Source organism: Propioniciclava sp. MC1683, from assembly GCF_014164675.1.
Taxonomy (GTDB): domain Bacteria; phylum Actinomycetota; class Actinomycetes; order Propionibacteriales; family Propionibacteriaceae; genus Propioniciclava.
Genome location: NZ_JACJFX010000007.1, coordinates 95,136 through 118,142, shown reverse-complemented (window position 1 = coordinate 118,142; position 23,007 = coordinate 95,136). Strand labels below are relative to the sequence as shown.

Below are 23,007 nucleotides of genomic sequence, written 5' to 3'. Positions count from 1 at the left end.
GCTCAGGCCTCGTCGGGGTCGACGTCGTCGTCCTCGTGGGGCTTCTTGTACGGGTCGGCCTCGCCGGCGTAGGTGGCGCCGGCGGAGCGGGCGGCGAGGTCGGCGTCCTGCGCCCGGGCGCGGGCGAGCAGGGCCTCCATCTCGGCGGCGCTCTCGGGCACCGCGTCGAGGACGAACGCGATGGTCGGGGTGAACTTCATGCCGAGCTGCTTGCCGACCGTCGAGCGGATCATGCCGTTGGCGGATGCGAGGGCCGCGGCCGTGCCGGCGCGCTGCTCCTCACCGCCCAGGACGGTGTAGAACACGGTGGCCTCGCGGCCGTCGCCGGTGAGGCGCACGTCGGTGACGGTCACGAACTCACCGAGGCGGGGGTCCTTGATGCGCCGCTCGAGGAGCTCGGCAACGATCACCTTGATCTGCTCGGCCACCTTGATGTAGCGGGGGTTCCCCATGGTCGGGTCCTCTCTTCTCGAACGGAATCAGCAGTCTAGTAGGGGCCCGAGCACCCACCCGCACCCGCGCGCCGACGGAAGGGGCAGGGGCGGGGCGTCCGGAACACGGGTCAGGGTTCGGTCGGGCATCCTCGCAGTCCGGCGACGAAGGAGCCGGACGCGCGAGGGGGCGGGACCCGTGTTCCGGACGCCCCGCCCCCCCAGCACCACTCGAACTCAGTCGCGCGGCTTCTCCACCATCTCGTACGTCTCGACGACGTCGCCGTGCTTGATGTCGTTGTAGTTGTGGAGCGTGAGACCACACTCGTAACCCTCGCGGACATCGGTGACGTCGTCCTTCTCGCGCCGCAGCGACGCGATGGACGTCTCGGTGATGACCACGCCGTCGCGGAGGAGGCGGGCCTTGGCGTTGCGCTTGATGTGACCCTCGAGGACCATGCAGCCGGCGATGGTGCCGAACTTGGAGCTCTTGAAGATCTCGCGGATCTCCGCCTGCCCCATGGTCTTCTCCTCGTAGATGGGCTTGAGCATGCCCTTGAGGGCGGCCTCCACCTCATCGATCGCGGCGTAGATGACCGAGTAGTAGCGGATGTCGACACCCTCGGCGTCGGCCATCTGCGTGGCCTTGCCCTGGGCGCGGACGTTGTAGCCGATGATGACGGCGTCGGACGCCGCGGCCAGCGACACGTTGGTCTCGGTGATGGCACCGACACCGCGGTCGATGACGCGCAGCGAGACCTCGTCGTCGACCTCGATCTTGGCCAGCGAGTCCTCCAGCGCCTCGACCGAACCGGCCGAGTCGCCCTTGAGGATGAGCTTGAGCTCCTGCGTCTCGCCCTTCTCCAGCTGCTCGAACAGCTGGTCGAGGGTCTTGCGCCGGGTCGTCTTGGCCAGCAGGGCCGCACGCTGGCGGGCCTCCCGCTTGTCGGCGATCTGGCGGGCCATCCGGTCGTCGTCGACGACCAGGAAGTTGTCGCCCGCGCCGGGGACCGACGTGAGGCCGAGCACCTGGACCGGCATCGAGGGCGGGGCCTCGTCGACGGTCTCGCCCGAGTCGGTGATCATCGCACGCACGCGGCCGTGGGCCGAGCCCGCGACGATCGAGTCACCGGTGCGCAGCGTGCCGCGGTGCACCAGGACGGTGGCCACGGGGCCGCGGCCCTTGTCGAGGTGCGCCTCGATCGCCACGCCCTGGGCGGGCATGTCGGGGTTGGCGCGCAAGTCGAGCGCGGCGTCCGCGGTCAGGACGACGGCCTCCAGGAGGTTGTCGAGGCCCTGGCGGGTGACCGCCGAGACGTCGACGAACATCGTGTCGCCGCCGTACTCCTCGGGGATGAGGCCGTACTCGGTGAGCTCACCACGAACCTTGACCGGGTCTGCGGTCTCCTTGTCGATCTTGTTGACCGCCACCACGATCGGCACGTCGGCCGCCTTGGCGTGGTTGAGGGCCTCGATCGTCTGGGGCATCACACCGTCGTCGGCCGCTACCACCAGGATGGCGATGTCGGTCGACTTGGCACCACGGGCACGCATGGCGGTGAACGCCTCGTGACCGGGGGTGTCGATCAGGGTGATGCGACGCTCCTCGTCGCCAACCTCGGTCGCGACCTGGTAGGCACCGATGGCCTGCGTGATGCCGCCGGCCTCGCCCGCCACCACGTTGGCGTGGCGCAGCGCGTCGAGCAGCTTGGTCTTTCCGTGGTCGACGTGACCCATGACGGTGACCACCGGCGGGCGCGACTCGAGGTCGTCCTCGTCGCCGAAGTCCTCGCCGAACTCGATGTCGAACGACTCGAGCAGCTCGCGGTCCTCGTCCTCGGGGGAGACGACCTCGATGGCGTAGTTCAGCTCGGCACCCAGCACCTGCAGCGTGTCGTCGGCCACCGACTGGGTGGCGTTGACCATCTCGCCCAGGTGGAACAGCACCTGCACCAGCGATGCCGGCTCGACGCCGATCTTCTCGGCCAGGTCGGTCAGCGACGCACCACGACGGAGGCGGACCTTCTGGCCGTCACCCTGCCGGATGCGGACGCCACCGATCGTCGGGGCCTCCATCTGGTCGAACTCTGCGCGACGCGCCTTCTTGCTCTTCCGACCACGGCGCGCGGGGCCTCCCCCGCGTCCGAACGCACCCTGGGTGCTGCCGGTACGGCCACCACGACCGCGACCGCCACCGCCCATCGGCGCCGGGCCACCGCCCATGCCGGGACGAGGACCGCCGCCGCCACCGCCGGGACGCCCACGACCGGGGCCGCCGGGGCCGCCACCGGGGCGACCCGGACGCGTGCCGGCGGGCGAGAGCTGCGTGGACTGCTGGCGCGGCATCATGGCCGGGTTCGGGCGCGGCATGCCGGGCAGGCCGCCGGTCCCACCGGGACGGGGCATGCGCGGGGCGCCGCCCTCGGCACCGGGGCGCGGGCCGGGGCGCCCGGCACCCGGGGCACCCGGGCGGGGTGCGCCGGCCGGGCCGTCGGGGCGCGGGCGACGGACGCCCATGCCCTGGCTCGGCGCGAACGGGTTGTTGCCCGGGCGCGAGGCGCCGGACGGACGGCCGGGCCGCTGGCCGGGGAGGCCACCGGTGCCGCCGGGACGCGGGCCGGGAGCGCCGGGACGCGGACCCGCAGCACCCGGACGGGGGCCGGGCGCGGACGGGCGGGGAGCCGGGGCGGCCGGACGGGGGCCGGGCGCGGGAGCCTGGGCCGCGGGGCGCGGTGCAGGAGCCTGCGGGGCGGGTGCCACCGGGGTCGCGGGGGCCTGGGCGGCGGGCGCCTGGGGCGCGGGGGCCGGCGGCTGGGGCGCTGCCGGGGCGGGTGCCTGCGGGGCCGCCGCACGGGGGGCGGCCGGGCGCGGTGCCGGGGCGCCGGGGCGCGGGGCAGCCGCTGCGGGCTTGGGGGACGGGCCGGCCGGGGCCGGGGCGGACGCCTCGGACGCGGGCTGGCTGGACTTCAACTTCTCCGTCAGTCGCCGGACCACCGGCGGCTCAATCGTCGAGGATGCCGAGCGGACGTACTCCCCCATGTCCTGGAGGGTCTTCAGTACGTCCTTGCTCTCGAGCCCATGCTCCTTGGCAAATTCGTAGACGCGGACCTTGGCCACTACTCTCCTTCAGGCCCGCGAGCGCGCAGGCCAGTTAGTTGTTGTTGCTCATTTCTGGGTACTCATCGAGTGGTCATGAGCGTTAGCCCACCTTCTGGTTGTGTTCGCGCACGAGCTGCGCGAAGCGCGTCCGCCAGTCTAGTCGCTGGACCCCTGATTTGCCCAAGTGGCGGCCAGCGCGTCCACCTGCGCGACCACGGCGGCGAGCTGGGCCGGGTCCACGGCGTCCGCCCTGAGGGCCCGCGGGATCGCCCGCCGCTTGAGGGCGGCGGCACCGCAGCCGGGGTGCAGCCAGGCGCCTCGTCCGGGGGCCGTGCGGCTCACCACCAGACCGGATGCCGTGGGGGCCACGCGCACCAGCTCGGCCTGCTCGGCACTCACGCGGCACCCGACGCACATCCTGATTGGCACCCCGTCAGCCTACCGATGGAGGATGGGGCCAAGACCTCCCTGTGAGAAGTTACTCGATATCAACAATCTCGATGTTGAGATTCTTTCGGGGATGCCTTACCGTTCTGCCAGCGGGGCCAAGGAGGGCCCCACGGCCGCCGTGAGGAGCGCCCTGCATGACGCAACGTGATCAGTCTCCCGACAAGTGGGAAGACGAGACCGAGTTCCACCTTCCCGAGGACCACTGGCCCCTGCCTGAGCTGGTCCACACCGAGAAGCCCCACGAGGCCCCGACCACCGAGTCGTTCGTGGCCGTGTCCAAGACCGCCGAGTACGAGAACCTCCGGTCGACCTTCCGGAAGTTCGCCTTCCCGATGACGGTCGCCGGCCTGGTGTCCTACTTCACCTTCGTGCTGCTGTCGATCTACGCCGTCGACTTCATGGCGACCCCGCTCATCGGGTCGCTGAGCATCGGCATGACGATCGGCCTGCTGCAGTTCGCGGTCGTGTACGCGTGGACCTACATCTACGTCAACTTCGCCAACAAGAAGCTCGACCCCGTCTCGGGCGCGCTGAAGGCCCAGCTCGAGAAGGGGGCGTCCGCATGATGCTCTTGGAGACCGCACAGTACGGCAACCCCGCGATCAACATCGGCGTCTTCGCCCTGTTCGTGGTCGCCACGATGGCCATCGTCATCATCGTGACCCGCCAGAAGTCGAAGGCCACCGACTTCTACACCGGTGGCGCCGCCTTCTCCGGCCGCCAGAACGGCCTGGCCATCACGGGTGACTACCTGTCCGCCGCCGCCTTCCTCGGCGTGACGGGCGCCATCGCCCTGTACGGCTACGACGGCCTGCTCTACTCCGTCGGCTTCTTCGTCGCCTGGATCGTGGCCCTGTTCCTCGTGGCCGAGCCGCTGCGCAACACCGGCAAGTACACGATGGCCGACGTCCTCAGCTTCCGGATGAACCAGAAGCCGGTGCGCACCGCCGCCGCGACCTCGACGCTCGTCATCTCGTTCGTGTACCTGCTGGCCCAGATGGCCGGCGCGGGCGGCCTCGTCGCCCTGCTGCTCGGTGTCTCCGACCGCAACATGCAGTCGCTCGTCATCGGCTTGGTCGGCCTGCTGATGATCGCCTACGTGCTCATCGGTGGCATGAAGGGCACCACGTGGGTCCAGATGATCAAGGCCGTCCTGCTCGTCGGCGGCGCCGCGATCATGGCCCTGCTCGTCCTGCTCGGTGACGGCTTCAACCTGTCCGCCCTCATGGCGCAGGCCCAGACTGCCGCCCTCGACCCGGCCTACGGCAACGGCAAGGACCTCCTCGTCCCGATGCAGCAGTACGGCGCCTCCGAGTGGACCAAGCTGTCCTTCCTCTCCCTGTCGATCGCGCTGGTCGCCGGCCCCTCGGGCCTGCCCCACGTGCTCATGCGCTTCTACACGGTGCCCACCGCCAAGGAGGCCCGCCGCTCCGCCGTGTGGGCCATCGCCCTGATCGGCGTGTTCTTCCTGATCACGCTGGTCCTCGGCATGGGTGCCGCCAAGCTGGTCGGCCCGGCCGCGATCCTCGCCGCCCCCGGTGGCGCGAACGCTGCAGCCCCCCTGCTCGCCCTCGAGCTCGGTGGCGAGATCTTCATGGGCATCATCTCCGGTGTCGCCTTCGCGACGATCCTCGCGGTCGTCGCCGGCCTGACGATCACGGCGTCGGCGTCCTTCGCCCACGACGTGTACAACTCCATCCTCAAGGGCGGCAAGGCCGACCCCGAGCAGGAGGTCAAGGTCGCCCGCATCACCTCCATCGTGATCGGCGCCCTGGCGATCGTCGGCGGCATCTTCGCCAACGGCCAGAACATCGCCTTCCTGATCTCCCTGGCCTTCGCGGTCGCCGCCTCGGCGAACCTGCCGTCGATCCTGTACACGATGTACTGGCGCCGGTTCAACACCCGCGGTTCGGTCTGGTCGATCTACACCGGCCTCATCAGCTCGGTCGTCCTGATCCTGTTCTCCCCCTCCATCTCGGGCTCCAAGTCCGCGATGCTGGGCGAGGCGATCAACTTCGCGTGGTTCCCGCTCACCAACCCGGCGCTCGTCTCGGTGCCGCTGGCCTTCCTGGCCGGCTACATCGGCACGATCACCTCGCCGGTGCGTGGCGACCAGGAGCTCGCGGCCGAGATGGAGGTCCGCTCCATGACCGGTGCGGGCGCGGGCGAGGCCATCGCCCACTGACCCTCGGTCACCGCTCTCCCGGACGGCCGGTCCCCTCGTGGGGCCGGCCGTCCGGCGTTCCCGGGGCACGCACTCACAGCTTCCTGACAGGGACGCCGCAGCCTCCTGAAAGTGCGCGGGTGCTGAATGGTGTCATCGACGAACCCAGGAAGGGATTCACCATGAAGAACATCCAGAAGATCGGCCTCGGCCTCGGCGCCACGGCCCTGGTGCTGGGTGGAGCCGCTGGCTTCGCCGGCATCGCCCAGGCCGCGGACCCGACCGCCGACCCGACCCCCGCGGCGACCACGCCGGCCGCCGGCCAGCAGCAGGGCTGGGGCCGCGCTGAGATGCGCGGCGAGATGCGCGGGGGCATGCAGGCCGCGCAGCTGGCCGAGAAGCTCGGCCTCGACGAGGACAAGGTCGCCGATGCCCTGCAGGCCGCCCACGACGCCCTCCGCGAGGCCCACCAGGCCGACGACACCACCACGCGCCCGACGCTCGAGGAGCGTCGTGCCGAGCTGGCCGCTGAGCTTGCGAAGGCCCTCGGCGTCAATGAGGCCACGGTGACCGAGGCCCTCACGGCCCTGGACGCCGAGCGCGACGCCACGCGTGCCGCCGCGCTGCAGGACCGGCTCGATCAGGCCGTCACCGACGGCAAGCTGACCCAGACCGAGGCCGACGCGGTCAAGAAGGCCGTCGAGGCCGGCGTCATCGGCGGCGGTGGCCCGGGCGGACCCGGCGGCCCCGGTGGCCACGGCAAGGGGATGGGACGCGGCAACCGCTGATCCTCTCCCCCGGTGACCGTCACCCGTTGACCCGTCACCCCGCGAGCCCGACCGGCCCTTCTCCCAGCCACCCGGACTCGCACCGGCACCCGCACGCCGGCAGGGACCGCGCCTGCTCCTCACACCCGACCGGGCAGGAGCAGGGCGGTTCCTCCGGGTGCGGGTGCCCGCACGTCCCCCGCCGTGCGTGCAGTTCTGCCACCCGCTGCGCGCATCGCTCCTCCCGCCCCCGGCGCCGCGCCGCGTCCAACTCCGCCCGCGTGGGGTGGTCAGCCACGCACAGGGTCCGGCGCGCGTCCCGGCGCCGCCGGTGGGGCGTGGTGAGCCGCAGTTCCCAGGTCACCGGGTGGTATTCCTCCCCCAGGTCCAGGTGCGCCGGGTAGTGTCGGCCCTGACCGTCGCGCGGCGGCGCCTCCGACATCGGCACGGCCGGTTCGCCCTCGGCGTCGAGCACTGCGAGGTCGAGACCGCCCAGCGCCAGCACCCGCGCGAACGTCAGCACGTCGGGCACGGCCTGCCCCGTCTCCCACCGCGACACCGTCGCCTGGTCCACGCCCAGGAGCGCCGCCAGCTCGCGCTGGCTCAGATCACCCTCGCGCCGCGCACGGCGCACCAGCCCGGGAACGTCCACCAGCACCTTCGTCTCACCCATGGCGGCAGCTTCGCGCGAGCCTCCGACAGTCCTTGACCTCCACACGACGATCGCTCCCAACCTGATGCGTGGCTGCATCAGGTTGGGAGCGATCCGTGTCAGTACTGCTCGGCCGCCCGCGGCGGCGGTCGAGCGGCCGGTCAGGCCTGGGTGTCGGGGCGGATGTCGATGCGCCAGCCGGTGAGGCGTGCGGCGAGGCGCGCGTTCTGGCCCTCGCGGCCGATCGCCAGCGAGAGCTGGTAGTCGGGGACGATCACCCGGGCGGCCTTGGCGAACTGGTCGGTCACCGTGACCGAGGACACCTTGGCCGGCGAGAGGGCCTCGGCGACGAAGCGCGAGCCGTCCTCGGACCAGTCGATGATGTCGATCTTCTCCCCGCCCAGCTCGTTCATCACCGCGCGCACGCGCTGGCCCATGGGGCCGATGCACGCGCCCTTGGCCGAGACGTTCGCGTCGTGGCTGACGACCGCGATCTTGGTGCGGAACCCGGCCTCGCGGGCGAGCGCCTTGATCTCCACGACGCCCGAGGCGATCTCGGGCACCTCGAGGCGGAACAGCCGCTGCACGAGGTTGGGGTGCGTGCGCGACACCACCACCTGCGGGCCCTTGGGCTCGCGGCGCACGGCCACGACGTAGACACGGATGCGGTCCCCGTGGTTGTACTTCTCGTTGGGCACCTGCTCGGCCAGCGGCATGATCGCCTCGAGCGGGCCGAGGTCGACGCGCACGGTGCGCGAGTCGCGGTCGGCCTGGACCACGCCGGTGACGATGTCACCCTCCTTGGCGGAGAAGTGGCCGAACTTCTGCTCGTCCTCGGCCTCGCGCAGGCGCTGGAAGATGACCTGGCGCGCCGTGGCGGCCGCGACGCGGCCGAAGCCCTCGGGCGTGTCCTCGTACCAGCCGACGACCTCGCCCTCCTCGTCACGCTCCGGGGCGTACACCGCGAAGCGGCCGGTCTTGGTGTCGAGCTCCACGCGGGCGCCCTTCACCTCGGCGCCGGACTTCTCGTAGGCGTTGAGGATGGCCTCCTCCATCGCCCCGACGAGCACCTCCATCGGGATGTCCTTGTCCCGCTCCAGGGCGCGCAGCGCCGCCATGTCGATGTCCATGTCTCACTCCTCGTCGAAAAGGTCCACACCCTCGGCGTCGGCGTCGTCCGCAGGGGAATCCTTGCGGAGCTCGGCCTGCACGACGGCCTTGCTGATGCTGGCGAGGTCGACGCGCCGCACGGCGCCGTCGACGTCCAGGTCGATCCCGTCGCCGTCGGCGGCGCTGATGCGCCCGGTCACCGAGCCGTCGGCCAGGGTGAGGGCCACGAGGCGTCCGACGTTGCGGCGGAAGTGCTTGGGTTCGGTGAGCGGGCGGCTCACCCCACGCGAGGAGACCTCGAGCGTGTAGGGGGCGTTGCCCGTGGCGTCCGACTCGTCGAGGGCCGCCGACACCGCGCGCGTCGCGTCGGCGATCTCGTCGAGGCTGGGGCCGCGGCCCTCGGGGCCGTCACCGTCGAGGTAGACGCGCAGGACGCTGCGCTTGCCGGCGCTCGCGATCTCGATGCGGTCGACCTCGAGGCCACACTGCTCCACAACGGGGCCCACGACTGCTTCGATGGCTTGCTGCTTCATGGTGCTCCGTTCCTGTTGTGGTCGTGCAGTTGTTCGCGCCAGTCTAGCCAAGGCCCCCGCCCCCAGCCACCGGTGTAGCCTCGCTGGCGTGCTGAGCCGCCGCGTCCTGCTGGGTGGCGTCGCGCTGGCGACGCTCGCCGGCTGTGGCGTGCTCCCCGAGCAGGGCGACCCCCGCATCGCCCCCACCCCCGACCCGTCGGTCCCCGGCCACCGCGCCCTGCAGGCGCTGCGCGACGCCCTGACGGCCGCGGCGTCCGGCCCCCTCGACCGCGCCCAGGCCGACCTGTTGGCGTGGGCGCTCGACGTGAACGACGACCAGTACGAGGCGACGTCCCTGGCCCCGCCGGCCGACCCCCGCCCCACACCGAGTCCGGCGGCCACGCCCGCCGACCTGGGCTCCCTGACCGGTGCCCTCGGCACGGCCCGGTCCGCGTTCACCGAGCAGGCCCTCGACCCGACCACCGCCCGGCCGCTGGTCTGGGCGTCCATGGCCGCTTGGTGCGTCGCGGTCGCCGCCCAGCTCCCCGACGCGCCGGGGGCGCGTGAGCCGGCCCGGGGCGTCCGGCTGCCGGCCCCGCAGGAACCGCAGGCCGCCGCGCAGGCCGCCCTCGACGCGGCGTCCGCGGCCGTGTACGGGCTGCAGGTCGCCGCCGGTGCGCCGGGGCTGTCCGAGGCGGAGGTCGGCGCCCTGCGCGCCCGGCTGACGTCGTGGACCGGCCTGCGCCACGACCTCACCGCCCAAGCGCGGGTGGCGTCGGCGTCCCCCACGCCCGGTCCCCCGTGGTACGCGGTGCCGCCCGTCGCCGACGCCTCCGCCGGGCGGGCGCTCGCCGCGCGCGTCCAGGCCGCGGCGCTGCCCGTGCTGGGCCGCACGATCGCCCACGGGCCCGCGGACCTGCGCCCGCTCCTGATCGACGCGCTGGGCGCCACGGCCGCCGACGTCCCCGTGTGGGGCGGGCTGCTGGAGCGCTGGCCGGGGCTGCCCTCGACCTGACGCGTCAGGCGAACAGCGGGGCGACCATGTCCCAGCTGAGCTTGAGGCCGAGGGCGACGATCACGACCAGGAACACCTTCCGGACGAATCCGTTGCCGTGCTTGAGCGCCATCGTGGCGCCGAGGAAGCCGCCCAGCAGGTTGGCCACGCCCATCGCGGCGCCGAGCCCCCACAGGATGTTGCCGGACAGGCCGAAGACGACGATCGCGGCGACGTTGGTCGTCAGGTTGGCGATCTTGGCCAGCGCGGTGGAGGTGAGGAAGTCGAAGCCCATCACCGCGACGATCAGGATCAGGAAGAACGAGCCGGTGCCGGGGCCGATGAAGCCGTCCCACAGGCCGACGACCAGCCCGATCAGCGCCAGCCACGCGAAGCCGCGCCAGCCGCTGTGCCGCACCTCGTGGTGCAGGCCGAGCTGCGGACGCCGCCACGTGTACCAGCCCACCCCGACGATGGCCGCCAGCACGAGGGGGGTGAAGGCGGCGCGGTCGAGGAAGTGCGTCAGCTGGGCGCCCAGCGAGGACCCGAGGTAGGAGAAGGCGATCAAGGGCAGGAGCGCCGCCCACGGGATGCGCACCCGCCGGAGGTAGGTGATGACCGCGACCGCCGTGCCCATCGCGCTGGGCAGCTTGTTGGTGCCGGCGATCGTCGGCACGGGCGTGTCGGCGGGCAGGCCGATCAGCAGCGATGGCAGCTGGATGAGCCCGCCACCGCCGACGATCGAGTCGACCCACCCCGCCAGGAACGAGGCGGCGACGAGCAGGGCGATCGTCAGCAGGGGCAGCTCGAGGCCGGTCACCCCTTGACGAGCGCGACGACGTGGTTGGCCACGACGTCCACACCCACCTCGGTCTTCTCGCCACTGGCGCGGTCACGCACCTCGACGACCCCGTCGGCCAGCGTGCGGCCGACGACCACCGAGGTCGGCATGCCGAGCACCTCGGCGTCGGCGAACTTCACGCCCGGGGACGCCTTGCGGTCGTCCAGCAGCACGCTCACGCCCGCCTCGTCCAGCTCGTGCGCCAGCGCGGTGGCGAAGTCGAGCGCGGCGGCGTCCTTGCCCGTGGCGACGATGTGCACGTCGAACGGCGCCAGGTTGCGCGGCCAGGCCAGGCCCTTGTCGTCGCAGGTCGTCTCGGCCACGGCGGCGACGGCGCGGGACACGCCCACGCCGTAGGAGCCCATGGTGACCGTGACCAGCTTGCCGTTGGGGTCGAGCACCTTCAGGCCCAGCGCGTCGGCGTACTTGCGGCCGAGCTGGAAGATGTGGCCCATCTCGATGCCGCGGGCCAGCGTCAGCGGGCCGGAGCCGTCGGGGGCGGGGTCGCCCTCACGGATCTCGGCGACGTCCAGCACGCCGTCGGAGGTGAAGTCACGGCCGCAGACGAGGTCGTACACGTGCCGGCCGGGCGCGTTGGCGCCGGTGATCCAGCGGGTGCCGGGCACGACGGCGGGGTCGGTCAGGTACCGCACGCCCTTGCCGTCGGCGTCCAGGCCAAGGGCGCCGCCGGTGGCCGCGCCGGGGCCGATGTAGCCCTTCACCAGCTGGGGGTACTTCTCGAAGTCGGCGTCGCCGAAGGCCTCGACCTCGGCCGGCTCGACGGCCGCCTCGAGCCGCTTGGCGTCCACCTCGCGGTCACCGGGCAGGCCGACGGCCAGGGGCGTGCGGGTGCCGTCGGGGTGCTTGAGCATGAACAGGACGTTCTTCAGCGTGTCGGCGGCCGCCCAGGCCCGGTCGGCGCGCGGGAAGCGCTCGTTGCTCAGCGCGACGAGAGTCTCGATGGTCGGCGAGTCGGGGGTGTCCTCGACGTGGGCTGCGGGCACGCCGGAGGCGTCCTGCTCGGGCGCGAGCGGGCGCTTCACGGCCTCGACGTTGGCCGCGTACCCGCCGGGGCTGCGGACGAAGGTGTCCTCGCCGATCTCGGCGACGGCCAGGAACTCCTCCGAGGCCGAGCCGCCCATGGCGCCCGAGGTGGCGGACACGATGACGTACTCCAGACACAGGCGGTCGAAGATCCGCTGGTAGGCGATCCGGTGGGCGTCGTAGGACGCCGCGAGCCCGGCGTCGTCGATGTCGAAGCTGTAGGAGTCCTTCATCACGAACTCGCGCCCGCGGAGCAGCCCCGCGCGGGGCCGGGCCTCGTCGCGGTACTTCGTCTGGATCTGGTACAGGCTCAGCGGCAGGTCCTTGTACGAGGAGTAGAGGTCCTTCACCATCAGGGTGAACATCTCCTCGTGCGTGGGCCCGAGCAGCATGTCGGCGCCCTTGCGGTCGGTCAGGCGCAGCAGGTTGGGGCCGTACTCGGTCCAGCGGTCGGTCGCCTCGTAGGGCTCGCGGGGCAGCAGGGCGGGGAACCGAACCTCCTGCGCGCCGATGGCGTCCATCTCCTCGCGGACGATCTGCTCCACCTTGTGCAGCACCTTCAGGCCCAGCGGCAGCCAGCTGTAGATGCCCGGGGCGACGCGGCGGATGTAGCCCGCGCGGACGAGCCAGCGGTGGCTCGGCACCTCGGCGTCGGCGGGGTCCTCGCGGAGGGTACGGACGAACAGCTCGGACATGCGTGTGATCACGAGGGCCAAGCCTAAACGATGCGGGCGGCCTCAGCCGACCTCGGTCACCTCCGCGCCGAGCATCCCGACCGCCTTGGCGACCTGCTGCTTGGCGACCTTGAGCCGTTCGGCGTCCCCGCGGCCCTCGGCCAGCGCCTTGTTGACGTCGAGCACGCGGGCGGGCGCCCCGGGGCGGCTCAGCGTGACCAGCAGCGGCACGTACTCGGCCTCGACGGCCACCCAGGCCTCGCCCTGCCGCTCGAACGTGAGGCGACCCAGGTACTGCTCCCAGGAGCGGGGCGTGGCGACCCTCATCTGGCCGATCAGGTTGCCACCGCCGTAGACGACCCACGTGTCGTTGATGCGGTCCCACGGCTGGGCGACGTGGGCGTGGTGGCCGTAGACCAGGTTGAACACGCCCGATTCGGCCAGGGTGGTGGCCGCCGCCACCTGCTGCCCGTTGGGCTGGTGCTGCTGCTCGGTCCCGGCGTGCATGGCGGCCAGCACGATGTCGGCGCCGGCCTCGCGCGCCGCCTCACCGCGGGCGACCATCGCCTCGGCGTCGAGCAGGTCCAACGCCCAGGTGCGGCCGCCCGGTGCCTTCAGGTTCGAGCCGTACGCCCCGGCCACGACGGCCACCTTCACCCCGGACGCCGTGGTCAGGATGGCGGGCTTGCCCACGTCCGCCTGCTCCCGGTAGGCGCCGGTGTGGACGATGCCGGCCGCATCGAGGGCGTCCAGCGTGGCGTCGATGCCGGCCATGCCCTGGTCGAAGGTGTGGTTGGACGCCGTCGTGCAGTAGTCGAAGCCCACCTCCTTGGCCGCCTCGATCGTCTCGGGCGGCGCGGCGAACACGGGGTACCCGACCGGCTTGACGCCCGGCGGCGCGACCGGGACCTCGACGTGGCAGATCGACACGTCGGCGTCCTCGATGAGGGGACGGATGTGCTCGAAGACCGGCACGAAGTCGTACGCGGCACCGACGTCCTTGCCGGCCTGCGCGGCGTCGGCGATGAGGCCGCGGTGCCAGAGCAGGTCGCCGCTGACCGTGATCGTCAGTCGCTCGGGCTCGGACGTGGGCGTGGGCGTCGGGGTGGGGCTGGGCGTCGTGCTCGGAGTGGGTGCCGCCTGCGTCGGTGTCCCGGACGCCGCGGGCTGCGGCCGGTCGGGCGTCGGGGCGGGCGCGGGCTGCACCTGGGCGCACCCGGCCACCGCCAGGGCGAGGGCGCACGCCAGCGGGGCCAGGGAACGGGAGGTGAGCATCCCGCCCATCATAGGTCGGCCCGCTTGGGTCGACCCAACCGGACCGGCCCTCAGAACAGCACGGTGGTGAGCTCGCCGACCACGTCGTAGCCGACGCGTTCGTAGCAGGCGATGGCGGGGGCGTTGAAGTCGTTCACGTACAGCGAGGCGATCCGCCCGCCCGCGAGGATCGCGTCGGTCACCCCGGCCATGGCGGGCACGGAGAGGCCGCGGCCGCGCAGGTCGGGGGCCACCCAGACGCCCTGGACCTGCGCCACCCGCCGGGACATGGCCCCGAGGTCGGCTTTGAACACCACGCGCCCGTCCTCGACGATCGCGAAGGCGCGCCGGTCGTCGATGAGCGAGCGCACGTAGCGCCGGTACCCGACGGGGTTGGTGGTGAGGGGGTCCTCCTCGAGCTCCTCGCGGTACATGTGGACGGCCCCCGCGAAGTAGGAGTCGAAGTCCTCGGCCCGGGCGGGGCGCAGGCGCGGGTCGGCGTCCACCGCCGTCGGGCCGGTGCAGGCCATCAGCAGCTGGCGCTCACGGACGACACGGGCGTCGGCGTAGGCGTGCGGCCACTCCGCCGACAGGCGGTCCCACAGCCCGAAGACCTGGGCCACGGGCCCGACGATCGCGACGAAGGAGCGCCACCGGCCGATGTCGAGGGCGAAGGCGTCGAGGGCCTCGGCATCGGCGGCGACGGGGACGATGTTGGCGCCGACGTGTAGCAGGGAACGGGGCGCGTGCGCAGGGTAGCCCCACAACTCCCCCACCCCGGAGGGATCGAGCACGCCCGCCTCGACGCGCGAGGCCACGAAGCAGTTGCCGACGGGGTCGGCGTCGAGCAGCCGGGTGACGAGGGCCCGATCGCCCGCGTCGAGCACCCGGCTCCGCATCAGACCACGCTCACCGTCGGGGACTCGCCCGTGTGCTCCATCTCGGCGGCCAGCTTGTTGGCCTCCTCGATGAGCGTGGCGACGATCTCGGACTCGGGCACGGTCTTGATGACCTCGCCCTTGATGAAGATCTGGCCCTTGCCGTTGCCGGCGGCCACGCCGAGGTCGGCCTCGCGGGCCTCGCCGGGGCCGTTGACGACGCAGCCCATCACGGCGATGCGCAGCGGGGCGGTCAGGCCCTCCAGACCGTCGGTGACGTCGTTGGCCAGGCCCCAGATGTCGACCTGCGCGCGGCCGCAGCCCGGGCAGGAGACGATCTCCATCTGGCGCTGGCGCAGGTTCAGGGCCTCCAGGATCTTCTGGCCGACCTTGACCTCCTCGACCGGCGGGGCCGACAGGGAGACGCGGATCGTGTCGCCGATGCCCTCGGCGAGCAGGACGCCGAAGGCGACCGAGCTCTTGATGGTGCCCTGGAACGCCGGGCCCGCCTCGGTGACCCCGAGGTGGAGCGGGTAGTCGCACTGGGCGGCGAGCTGGCGGTAGGCGTTCACCATGACGACCGGGTCGTGGTGCTTGACCGAGATCTTGAAGTCGCCGAAGCCGTGCTCCTCGAACAGGGACGCCTCCCACAGCGCCGACTCGACCATCGCCTCGGCGGTCGGGCCGCCGTGCTTGGCCAGCAGGCGCTTGTCGAGCGAGCCGGCGTTGACGCCGATGCGCAGGCTGACGCCCGCGTCGGCCGCCGCCTTGGCGATCTCGCCCACCTTGTCGTCGAACTGCTTGATGTTGCCCGGGTTGACGCGCACCGCGGCGCAGCCGGCGTCGATCGCGGCGAACACGTACTTCGGCTGGAAGTGGATGTCGGCGATGACCGGGATCTGGCTCTTCTTGGCGATGATGTGCAGCACGTCGGCGTCGTCCTGGCTGGGGACGGCCACGCGCACGATGTCGCACCCGGTCGCGGTGAGCTCGGCGATCTGCTGCAGGGTGGCGTTGATGTCGGTGGTCTTCGTCGTGGTCATCGACTGCACCGAGACCGGCGCTCCCCCACCGACGGCCACCTTGCCCACGTTGATGCGGCGCGTGGGTCGGCGCGGCGCCAGGACGGGGGCCGGCGTGGCGGGCATGCCCAGGTTCACGGTCATGGTTCTCCTCAGAAGATCTTCACCGGTGTGACGATATCGGCCACGATCAACACGATGCCGCACAGCAGGAGGAATCCTCCCACCGCGTAGGCGACCGGCACCATCTTGGCCGTGTCGACGGGGCCGGGGTCGGGGCGTCCGGTCAGGCGGGCCGCGGTGCGGCGCAGCCACTCCCACAGCGCCCCGACGATGTGGCCGCCGTCCAGCGGCGGCAGCGGGACCAGGTTGAACAGCGCCAGGAACAGGTTGATCGAGCCCAGCAGGCTGGCGAACATGGCGGCCTTCTCCAGCACCGGGGCGTCCTGCACGGCCGCCTCGCCGGCGATGGCGCTGGCCCCGACGATCGAGATCGGGCCGTAGACGTCGCGCGGCTGGCCGGTGACCATGTCGACGGCCACGTTCCACACCTTGACCGGGAACTGCGCCAGCGCCACCGCGGACTGCGCGGTCATCTGGCCCATGTGGCGCAGCACCCCCACCGGCCCGGCGTGCTCGCGCGCGAGCTGGGGGTAGAGCCCCATCCAGCCGGCGGGCACGAGCTTCGAGGGGTCCAGGTCGTCGCGGACGCCGCTGATGATGGTGTTCACGGTCGGCAGCGTCACCTGCTGGCCGCCGCGCTCGACCACGAACGTCGCCGGGCCGTCGAGGTTGCGCCGGATCAGGTCGGTCAGCTCGGCGTAGCGGGTGATGGGCGTGCCGTTGAAGGAGACGATGCGGTCGCCCTCCCTCAGCCCGGCCTGCGCGGCCGGCGTCAGGGGGTCGGACGCCGTGCACTCGCGTTGCTCGGTGAGCACGCAGGGCTGGACGCCGGCCACCACCGGCTGCGGCTGGTAGGTCCCCACCCCGCCCAGGACCGCCCAGAACAGCAGGAAGGCCAGGACCAGGTTCATCGTGATCCCGCCGGCCATGATGATCAGCTTCTGGTGGGTCTTCTTCTGGAAGAACAGCCGGCCGTCGTCGGTGGGGCGGATGTCGTCCCACTCGTAGCTGCGCGCGTCGTCGGCGAAGCGCTGCAGCCAGGTCTGATTCGCCCCGGGCCGGGTCGGCGGGTACATGCCGAGCAGGCGGACGAACCCGCCCAGGGGGAACAGCTTCACGCCGTACTCGGTCTCGCCGCGTCGGGTCGACCACAGGGTCTTGCCGAAGCCCACGAAGTACTGCGGCACCCGGACGCCGAACAGCTTGGCCGGCAGCAGGTGGCCCACCTCGTGCAGCGCCACCGAGGCCATCAGCAGGGCGAAGAACAGCAGCCCGAAGACGATCGTCCAGAACAGCTCCATCAGCGCCGCCCCGCACCCTCTCGGCCGCACAGCTCCTCGGCCCGCCCGCGCGCCCACCCGTCAGCGGCCAGCACGGCCGCCACGGTCAGGTCGGCATCGGCGACGTGGTCGCCGGCGAGGTGTTCGTCGAGCACGGCACCCACGGTATCCACGATGCCCAAGAAGCCGATCCGGCCCGCGCAGAAGGCGTCGACGCACACCTCGTTGGCGGCGTTGTAGACGGCCGGGGCGGTGCCCGCTGCTTTCCCCGCGCGGCGGGCGAGCTCGACCGCGCCGAACGCCTCGGAGTCGAGGGGCTCGAACGACCAGCTGCGCGGCACCGACCAGTCGTAGGCGGCGGCCGCGTCGGGCACCCGCTCGGGCCAGGCCAGGCCGAGGGCGATCGGCAGGCGCATGTCGGGCGGGGACGCCTGCGCGATGGTGGAGCCGTCGACGAACTCGACCATCGAGTGCACGTCGGAGGTCGGGTGCACCACGACGGTGATGGCGTCGTAGTCGACGCCGTAGAGCAGGGCGGCCTCGATCAGCTCGAGGCCCTTGTTGACCAGGGTGGCCGAGTTGATGGTGATGACCCGGCCCATGTTCCAGGTGGGGTGCGCCATCGCCTGCTCGGGCGTGACGTCGACCAGCTCGGCGCGCGAGCGGCCGCGGAACGGCCCCCCGGACGCCGTGAGCACCAGCCGGCGGACCTCCTCGGCGCGGCCGGCGCGCAGCGCCTGGGCGAACGCCGAGTGCTCGGAGTCGACGGCGACCAGCTGGCCCGGGGCCGCGGCGTCGGTCACCAGGCGGCCGCCGATGACGAGGGACTCCTTGTTGGCCAGCGCCAGCGTCGTCCCGGCCTCGAGGGTGGCCAGCGTGGCCAGCAGGCCGGCGGCGCCGGTGATCGCGTTGAGCACGACGTCGCAGGGCAGGCGGGCGGCGGTCGCGTTGCCGCCGTCGCCGAGGATCTCCACCTCGACGCCGGTCAGGAGCCCGCGCAGGGGCGCGACCGCGGCGTCCGGCACCGCGACGAGGCGGGGGGCGAAGGTGCGCACCTGCTCGGCCAGCAGCTCGAGCTGCGACCCGCCGGCGGTCAGCGCGACCACGGTGAACCGGTCGCGCCGGGACGCGATCACGTCCAGCGCCTGGGTGCCGATGGAACCGGTACTGCCGAGGATCACGACGTCACGCACGGGAGCTAGTCTCTCACCATGCGCGCCGAGATCGAGACCATCGAGGCCCTGGACGCCCACCTCCGCGCCGAGAAGTCCCTCGCCGGCTGCGTGGTGCACGCGCTGGACCTGCGCGGGCGCGGCGACGTGCTCGAGCGCGTCCCGGTGCAGAACGCGTTCTTCCTCGGCTGCCGGCTCAAGCACCGGGTGGCGGCCGACCTGGCCGGCCGCGGGGCGTCCATCTTCCCCCGCCTGCCGCAGTTGCCCTTCGACGCCTACCCGTCGCGGCTGTACGCGCCCGAGGACCTCTACGCCGGCCTCGCCGAGGGCTACGCGGGCACCCCGGATGCGCGCGTCTACGGCTGGACGCTGCGCGACCGCGCCCGGCTGCTGGACGCCACGCTGGCCCAGTCGCTCCACGACCACTTCATCAGCGACGCACTCAACGACGTCGTCACCGACCCCCGCAGCGGCGTCGGGGTGATGGGCGGCCACTCGGTGGTGCGCGGCGCGCCCGAGTTCGTCCAGGCCGCCCGGCTGGGCCACGGGCTGGCCGAGGCCGGCCACCTGGTGCTGACCGGCGGCGGCCCCGGCCTGATGGAGGCGGCCAACCTGGGCGCGAGCTTCCGCGACGGGCCGGAGGCCCTGGTCGAGGCCTGCGCGGCGCTCGCCGCGACGCCCTCCTTCACGCCCGACCCCGGCGTGTGGGCCGCGGCGGGATTCACCGTCCGCGAGCGCTGGGACTGCTCGCGGCTGTCTGTCGGAGTGCCCACCTGGTACTACGGCCACGAGCCGCCCAACGTGTTCGCCGGCGGCATCGCCAAGTACTTCGACAACGCGATCCGCGAGGACATCCTGCTGCGCCTGTGCGGGGCGGGGATCGTCTACTCCCCCGGGCGTGCGGGCACGACGCAGGAGATCTTCCAGGCGCTGACCCGCAACTACTACGCCCTGGAGGAGCTGGACCTGCGCCCGATGGTGCTGCTCGGGCACGACTACTGGACGCGGGTGGTGCCGGCCTGGCCGCTGCTGAAGGCGCTGGCGAAGGGCCGGATCATGGAGCCGCACATCCACCTGGTCGACTCGGTCGACGAGGTGCTCGCCCTGCTGGGGTGATCAGGCGTCGCGCCGGCGCGGGCGCCGTGCGCGCAGGGCGTCGGCGACCGTGAAGGGGGCGTACTCGGCGGCGAACACCGCCGCCGCCATCACCGCCAGGCACGGGATGTAGCCCGGCCAGGGCGGCAGCTTGTCGAGGATGCTGGCCGTGTCCGGCTTGCGCGTCACGAACATGTAGTTGCTGCCCAGCCTGCGGTTGACCGCGTGCGCCAGCGCGGCCTGGGCGAGCAGCATCCCGAACGCCCGGACGCCCCCGGCCGCGGTCGGCCGACGCCCCTCGACGAAGACCTGCCACAGCGGCACCGTCAGCAGGAAGCCGTGGCTGACGAAGAACTGGTGGAACCGGAAGTGCCGGTCGCCGAAGTCGGCCAGGTCGGGGGTGAGCAGCGCCTGGGGCGCGCCCGACAGCCCCCAGAACCAGGTGATGTCGTCGCCCAACTGCGTGGGACGGATGAGGTTGGTCCCGCCGGCCCACACCAGGACCGAGCACAGGTGGAGCGGGAGCATCTCCTGGAGGTTCCAGGCCCCGTGGCGGGCCTTCCACGCGTGGTAGGCCACCTCCTGGCCCCACAGCCCGGCGATGATGGCCGCCTTGGTGGCCCGGCGTCCGGCCTCGCCCTGGCGACGGCCCAGGGCGATGGTCCCGGCCACGCCGAGCCCGGTCCCCGCCAGCGCGAGGAGGTGGCGGGTCCCGAACAGCCTGAAGGGCGGCCCGACGGGGCGGGCGGAGAAGTAGCCCATCAGCGTTCCTTGGCCGCGAGCTGCCCGCAGGCGCCGTCGATCTCCTGACCCCGGGTGTCCCGGATCGTCGCCGCGATGCCCCGCGCGTTGAGGCGGCGCACGAACTCCTGCTCGTCGTGGCGGCGCGAGGCCGTCCACTTCGAGCCGGGCGTCGGGTTGAGCGGGATCGGGTTCACGTGGACCCAGCCCGCGCCGCGTCCGTTCTTGGTCAGGAGGTCGGCCAGGGCGTCGGAGCGCCAGGCCTGGTCGTTGACGTCGCGGATGAGCGCGTACTCGATCGAGACGCGTCGCCCGGTGGTCGTGAAGTAGTGGTGGGCCGCGTCGACGACCTCGCCGACCTTGTGGCGGGTGTTGATCGGCACCAGGGTGTCGCGGAGCTCGTCGTCGGGCGCGTGCAGGCTGACCGCGAGGGTCAGCGGCAGGCCCTCGGTGGCCAGTTGCTCGATGCGGGGCACGAGCCCGACGGTGGAGACGGTGATGCCGCGCGCCGAGAGGCCCAGGTCGTCGGTCATGCGACGGATGGCACCCATGATCGCGTTGTAGTTCGCCATCGGCTCGCCCATACCCATGAACACGATGTTGTTGAGCCGGACCCGCTGCATCGCAGCGACGACCTGCTCGACGATCTCGGCGGTCGACAGGTTGCGCTGCAGCCCGCCCTGGCCGGTCGCACAGAACGGGCAGGCCATGCCGCACCCCGCCTGGGAGGAGATGCACAGGGTGGCGCGGTGCCGCCCGCTGCCGCTGGAGCGCTTGCCCGGGACGCCGTACTCCATGAGCACACTCTCGACGAGGTTGCCGTCGTGCAGGCGCCACAGGGTCTTGACCGTCGTGCCCTCGTCGGCGGTCTGCACCCGCACCTCGGTCAGCAGGTCGGGGAAGAAGGTGACCTTCGCCTGCTCCCGCAGGGCGGCGGGCAGGTCGGTCCACGACGTGGGATCGGTGCTGGCCTGGGCGTAGTAGTGCGTGTCGAACTGGGAGGCCCGGAACCCGGGCAGCCCCGCCTCGACCGCCGCGGGCTTCCGCTCGGCGGGGGCGAGGTCGGCCCAGTGGCGCGGCGGCTTGCCGCGTCGGGGGGCGTCGAAGACGAGCGGGAGCACACGCCCGGCGCGGGCGTGGGCGTCCAGCTCGTCGGCGCGTGAGCGCTCGGCGTCGGTCAGTCCCTCGGTCATCGCACCGAAGGCTACCCGCCGGGGACGAAGAGGTACATGACCAGCCACGCGGGGGCGGCCGCGACGAGCATCGAGTCGAGGCGGTCCATCACGCCGCCGTGGCCCGGGAGGATCGAGCTCATGTCCTTGATGCCGACGTCGCGCTTGATCGACGACTCGATCAGGTCACCGCACGTGCCGAAGAACACGCAGGCCGCCCCCAGGAGGACGCCCACCCACCAGTCCACGTCCAGCACCCAGTGGGCCAGGGCGGCGCCGGTCGCCATCGCGAACAGCAGCGAACCGGCCAGGCCCTCCCACGTCTTCTTGGGGCTGATGGCCGGGGCCAGCGGCGTCCGGCCGAACAGGACGCCCACGGCGTAGCCGCCGGTGTCGTTGGCGACCACGCAGAGCAGGAAGGTGACCATGCGGGCGGCGCCGTGCTCGCCGGCGAGGATGAGCGCGGTGAAGGAGCCCAGCAGGGCGATGTAGCCGATGATGAAGACCGAGGCGGCGGCGTCCCGGACGAAGTTCTCGTGACCCTTGGGGAACCGCACGATGAGGGCGGCCAGCACGGTGGCGCCGAGGAACATCAGCAGCACCGAGTGCCACGGCATGCCGAAGTTGGTGCCGAGCTGGGCCTCCAGCTGCGTGCCGACGCCGGTGGCGGCGGCGTAGGTGCCCACGATCATGCCGATCGTCCCGATCACGATCGGCACCACGGCGGCGTTCATGCCGAGGCGCTTCAGCGCCTGGTGCACCTCGATGGCGCCCAGGCTGAGCATCAGCGCGACGAGCAGGATGAAGCCCCAGTGCCACCACGTCAGGGTGACGACGAGCAGGGCCAGCAGGCCCACGCCCACCGCGATCGCCGCGGGCAGGTCCCTGCCCGCGGACCGCTTCTTCTTGGGCGCGACGGCCGCCTGGTCGGTCACTCAGACCTCGAGGAGGTCGGCTTCCTTGGCCTTCAGCAACTCGTTGACCTGCTCCTCGTACTTCTTGGTGAGCGTGTCGAGCTGCTTCTCGCCGTGGCGGGCGTCGTCCTCGCCCACCTCCTTGTCCTTCTCCAGCTTCTTGATGGAGTCGACGGCGTGGCGGCGGTTGCTGCGCACGGCGATGCGGGCCTCCTCGGCCTTGTGCCGGGCGAGCTTGATGTACTCCTTGCGGCGCTCCTCGGTGAGCTGCGGCAGCACCAGGCGGATGTGCTGGCCGTCGTTGGCCGGGTTCACGCCGAGGTCGGAGTCGCGGATCGCCTTCTCGATGGCGTTCATCGAGCCCCGGTCGAAGGGGCTGATCAGCACGGTGCGGGCCTCGGGGACCTGGAACGTGGCCAGCTGCTGCAGCGGCGTGGGCGTGCCGTAGTAGTCGACCATGATCTTGTTGAACATGGCGGGGTGCGCGCGACCGGTCCGGATGCCGCCCAGCTCCTCCTTGACGTGCTCGATCGTGCCCTGCATCTTGCTCTCGGCGGTCTTCAGGATGTCGGCGATCATCGTCGAATGCTCCTTCGTCGTTTCGGTCTCGGTCGGGTC

22 protein-coding genes are annotated in these 23,007 nt (G+C 72.1%); 5 read left to right on the top strand and 17 right to left on the bottom strand.

The features are described from left to right. Nucleotides 1-2 precede the first annotated feature (2 nt). From rbfA to H5397_RS06460, 3 genes are all read right to left on the bottom strand, one after another. The gene (gene rbfA, locus H5397_RS06470) at nt 3-452 is read right to left on the bottom strand and encodes a 30S ribosome-binding factor RbfA (protein WP_182815799.1); all 450 of its coding nucleotides are present in this window, start codon (nt 450-452) and stop codon (nt 3-5) included. Between the two features lie 216 nt (nt 453-668). Beyond that, nucleotides 669-3,548 (bottom strand): translation initiation factor IF-2, encoded by a 2,880-nt coding sequence (gene infB / locus H5397_RS06465; RefSeq protein ID WP_182815797.1) that lies wholly within the window; start codon nt 3,546-3,548, stop codon nt 669-671. Between the two features lie 138 nt (nt 3,549-3,686). Then, nucleotides 3,687-3,959, bottom strand: a complete 273-nt coding sequence (locus H5397_RS06460) for a YlxR family protein (RefSeq protein WP_220492061.1) — start codon at nt 3,957-3,959, stop codon at nt 3,687-3,689. 155 nt (nt 3,960-4,114) lie between these two features. Between H5397_RS06460 and H5397_RS06455 the strand changes: the two genes are divergently transcribed. From H5397_RS06455 to H5397_RS06445, 3 genes are all read left to right on the top strand, one after another. Continuing rightward, nucleotides 4,115-4,546 carry a DUF485 domain-containing protein gene (locus H5397_RS06455; RefSeq protein ID WP_182815795.1) on the top strand — a complete coding sequence of 144 codons (432 nt, stop codon included), beginning with the start codon at nt 4,115-4,117 and terminating at the stop codon, nt 4,544-4,546. Beyond that, nucleotides 4,543-6,165, top strand: a complete 1,623-nt coding sequence (locus H5397_RS06450) for a cation acetate symporter (RefSeq protein ID WP_208090929.1) — start codon at nt 4,543-4,545, stop codon at nt 6,163-6,165. The genes H5397_RS06455 and H5397_RS06450 overlap by 4 nt, the downstream gene beginning before the upstream one ends. A 161-nt stretch (nt 6,166-6,326) precedes the next feature. Next, complete coding sequence (locus H5397_RS06445; RefSeq protein ID WP_182815793.1) at nt 6,327-6,932, top strand: hypothetical protein; 606 nt, start codon at nt 6,327-6,329, stop codon at nt 6,930-6,932. Nucleotides 6,933-6,966: 34 nt separating this feature from the next. Here H5397_RS06445 and H5397_RS06440 read toward each other — a convergent pair whose 3' ends face one another. From H5397_RS06440 to rimP, 3 genes are all read right to left on the bottom strand, one after another. Continuing rightward, nucleotides 6,967-7,584 (bottom strand): helix-turn-helix domain-containing protein, encoded by a 618-nt coding sequence (locus H5397_RS06440; protein ID WP_182815791.1) that lies wholly within the window; start codon nt 7,582-7,584, stop codon nt 6,967-6,969. A gap of 140 nt (nt 7,585-7,724) precedes the next feature. Further along, nucleotides 7,725-8,693, bottom strand: coding sequence for a transcription termination factor NusA (gene nusA, locus H5397_RS06435; protein WP_182815789.1), 969 nt, complete (start codon nt 8,691-8,693; stop codon nt 7,725-7,727). A gap of 3 nt (nt 8,694-8,696) precedes the next feature. Further along, nucleotides 8,697-9,206, bottom strand: coding sequence for a ribosome maturation factor RimP (gene rimP, locus H5397_RS06430; RefSeq protein ID WP_182815787.1), 510 nt, complete (start codon nt 9,204-9,206; stop codon nt 8,697-8,699). An 88-nt stretch (nt 9,207-9,294) separates the two neighbouring features. Here rimP and H5397_RS06425 point away from each other — a divergent pair, with 88 nt between their 5' ends. Then, a complete protein-coding gene (locus tag H5397_RS06425) occupies nt 9,295-10,200 on the top strand; it encodes a DUF4439 domain-containing protein (protein WP_182815785.1) in 906 nt (301 codons plus the stop codon). A 4-nt stretch (nt 10,201-10,204) separates the two neighbouring features. On the opposite strand, the gene H5397_RS06420 is transcribed toward H5397_RS06425, so the two are convergent. Genes H5397_RS06420 through dxr form a run of 7 tightly spaced genes read right to left on the bottom strand, consistent with a single transcriptional unit; the run spans nt 10,205 to nt 18,488 of the window. Beyond that, entirely contained in the window at nt 10,205-10,999 is a 795-nt protein-coding gene (locus H5397_RS06420) for a TSUP family transporter (RefSeq protein ID WP_182815783.1), read from the bottom strand. Continuing rightward, entirely contained in the window at nt 10,996-12,771 is a 1,776-nt protein-coding gene (locus tag H5397_RS06415; RefSeq protein ID WP_182815781.1) for a proline--tRNA ligase, read from the bottom strand. The genes H5397_RS06420 and H5397_RS06415 overlap by 4 nt, the downstream gene beginning before the upstream one ends. Before the next feature lie 30 nt (nt 12,772-12,801). Next, nucleotides 12,802-14,013, bottom strand: a complete 1,212-nt coding sequence (locus H5397_RS06410) for a CapA family protein (protein WP_182815779.1) — start codon at nt 14,011-14,013, stop codon at nt 12,802-12,804. A gap of 50 nt (nt 14,014-14,063) precedes the next feature. Then, nucleotides 14,064-14,891 (bottom strand): GNAT family N-acetyltransferase, encoded by an 828-nt coding sequence (locus tag H5397_RS06405; RefSeq protein ID WP_182815777.1) that lies wholly within the window; start codon nt 14,889-14,891, stop codon nt 14,064-14,066. After that, nucleotides 14,891-16,036 (bottom strand): flavodoxin-dependent (E)-4-hydroxy-3-methylbut-2-enyl-diphosphate synthase, encoded by a 1,146-nt coding sequence (gene ispG / locus H5397_RS06400; protein ID WP_182815775.1) that lies wholly within the window; start codon nt 16,034-16,036, stop codon nt 14,891-14,893. Before ispG ends, H5397_RS06405 begins: the two co-directional genes overlap by 1 nt. A gap of 8 nt (nt 16,037-16,044) precedes the next feature. After that, on the bottom strand, nt 16,045-17,316 hold the full coding sequence (locus tag H5397_RS06395; RefSeq protein WP_182815773.1) for an RIP metalloprotease: 1,272 nt from the start codon (nt 17,314-17,316) through the stop codon (nt 16,045-16,047). Beyond that, the gene (dxr, locus tag H5397_RS06390) at nt 17,316-18,488 is read right to left on the bottom strand and encodes a 1-deoxy-D-xylulose-5-phosphate reductoisomerase (RefSeq protein WP_182815771.1); all 1,173 of its coding nucleotides are present in this window, start codon (nt 18,486-18,488) and stop codon (nt 17,316-17,318) included. The genes H5397_RS06395 and dxr overlap by 1 nt, the downstream gene beginning before the upstream one ends. A gap of 18 nt (nt 18,489-18,506) precedes the next feature. On the opposite strand from dxr, the gene H5397_RS06385 reads away from it, so the two are divergent. Further along, complete coding sequence (locus H5397_RS06385) at nt 18,507-19,583, top strand: LOG family protein (protein ID WP_182815769.1); 1,077 nt, start codon at nt 18,507-18,509, stop codon at nt 19,581-19,583. Here the strand turns inward: H5397_RS06385 and H5397_RS06380 are convergent, their stop codons facing one another. The 4 genes from H5397_RS06380 to frr are packed head-to-tail and all read right to left on the bottom strand — an operon-like array spanning nt 19,584 to nt 22,965. Further along, complete coding sequence (locus H5397_RS06380) at nt 19,584-20,324, bottom strand: TIGR02206 family membrane protein (protein ID WP_182815767.1); 741 nt, start codon at nt 20,322-20,324, stop codon at nt 19,584-19,586. It abuts the gene before it with no gap. After that, nucleotides 20,324-21,496 (bottom strand): 23S rRNA (adenine(2503)-C(2))-methyltransferase RlmN, encoded by a 1,173-nt coding sequence (rlmN, locus tag H5397_RS06375; RefSeq protein ID WP_182815765.1) that lies wholly within the window; start codon nt 21,494-21,496, stop codon nt 20,324-20,326. Before rlmN ends, H5397_RS06380 begins: the two co-directional genes overlap by 1 nt. 11 nt (nt 21,497-21,507) lie before the next feature. Then, complete coding sequence (locus H5397_RS06370) at nt 21,508-22,410, bottom strand: phosphatidate cytidylyltransferase (RefSeq protein WP_182815763.1); 903 nt, start codon at nt 22,408-22,410, stop codon at nt 21,508-21,510. After that, entirely contained in the window at nt 22,411-22,965 is a 555-nt protein-coding gene (gene frr / locus H5397_RS06365) for a ribosome recycling factor (RefSeq protein WP_182815952.1), read from the bottom strand. Between the last annotated feature and the right edge of the window lie 42 nt (nt 22,966-23,007).

Coding starts and splice junctions, on each gene's coding strand:
- H5397_RS06450 (WP_208090929.1), top strand. CDS start 4,543: ATGATGCTCTTGGAGACCGCACAGTACGGCAACCCCGCGATCAACATC.
- rimP (WP_182815787.1), bottom strand. CDS start 9,206: ATGAAGCAGCAAGCCATCGAAGCAGTCGTGGGCCCCGTTGTGGAGCAG.
- ispG (WP_182815775.1), bottom strand. CDS start 16,036: ATGACCGTGAACCTGGGCATGCCCGCCACGCCGGCCCCCGTCCTGGCG.
- H5397_RS06445 (WP_182815793.1), top strand. CDS start 6,327: ATGAAGAACATCCAGAAGATCGGCCTCGGCCTCGGCGCCACGGCCCTG.
- H5397_RS06380 (WP_182815767.1), bottom strand. CDS start 20,324: ATGGGCTACTTCTCCGCCCGCCCCGTCGGGCCGCCCTTCAGGCTGTTC.
- H5397_RS06385 (WP_182815769.1), top strand. CDS start 18,507: ATGCGCGCCGAGATCGAGACCATCGAGGCCCTGGACGCCCACCTCCGC.
- H5397_RS06440 (WP_182815791.1), bottom strand. CDS start 7,584: ATGGGTGAGACGAAGGTGCTGGTGGACGTTCCCGGGCTGGTGCGCCGT.
- H5397_RS06410 (WP_182815779.1), bottom strand. CDS start 14,013: ATGCTCACCTCCCGTTCCCTGGCCCCGCTGGCGTGCGCCCTCGCCCTG.
- nusA (WP_182815789.1), bottom strand. CDS start 8,693: ATGGACATCGACATGGCGGCGCTGCGCGCCCTGGAGCGGGACAAGGAC.
- rlmN (WP_182815765.1), bottom strand. CDS start 21,496: ATGACCGAGGGACTGACCGACGCCGAGCGCTCACGCGCCGACGAGCTG.
- H5397_RS06395 (WP_182815773.1), bottom strand. CDS start 17,316: ATGGAGCTGTTCTGGACGATCGTCTTCGGGCTGCTGTTCTTCGCCCTG.
- rbfA (WP_182815799.1), bottom strand. CDS start 452: ATGGGGAACCCCCGCTACATCAAGGTGGCCGAGCAGATCAAGGTGATC.
- H5397_RS06405 (WP_182815777.1), bottom strand. CDS start 14,891: ATGCGGAGCCGGGTGCTCGACGCGGGCGATCGGGCCCTCGTCACCCGG.
- H5397_RS06455 (WP_182815795.1), top strand. CDS start 4,115: ATGACGCAACGTGATCAGTCTCCCGACAAGTGGGAAGACGAGACCGAG.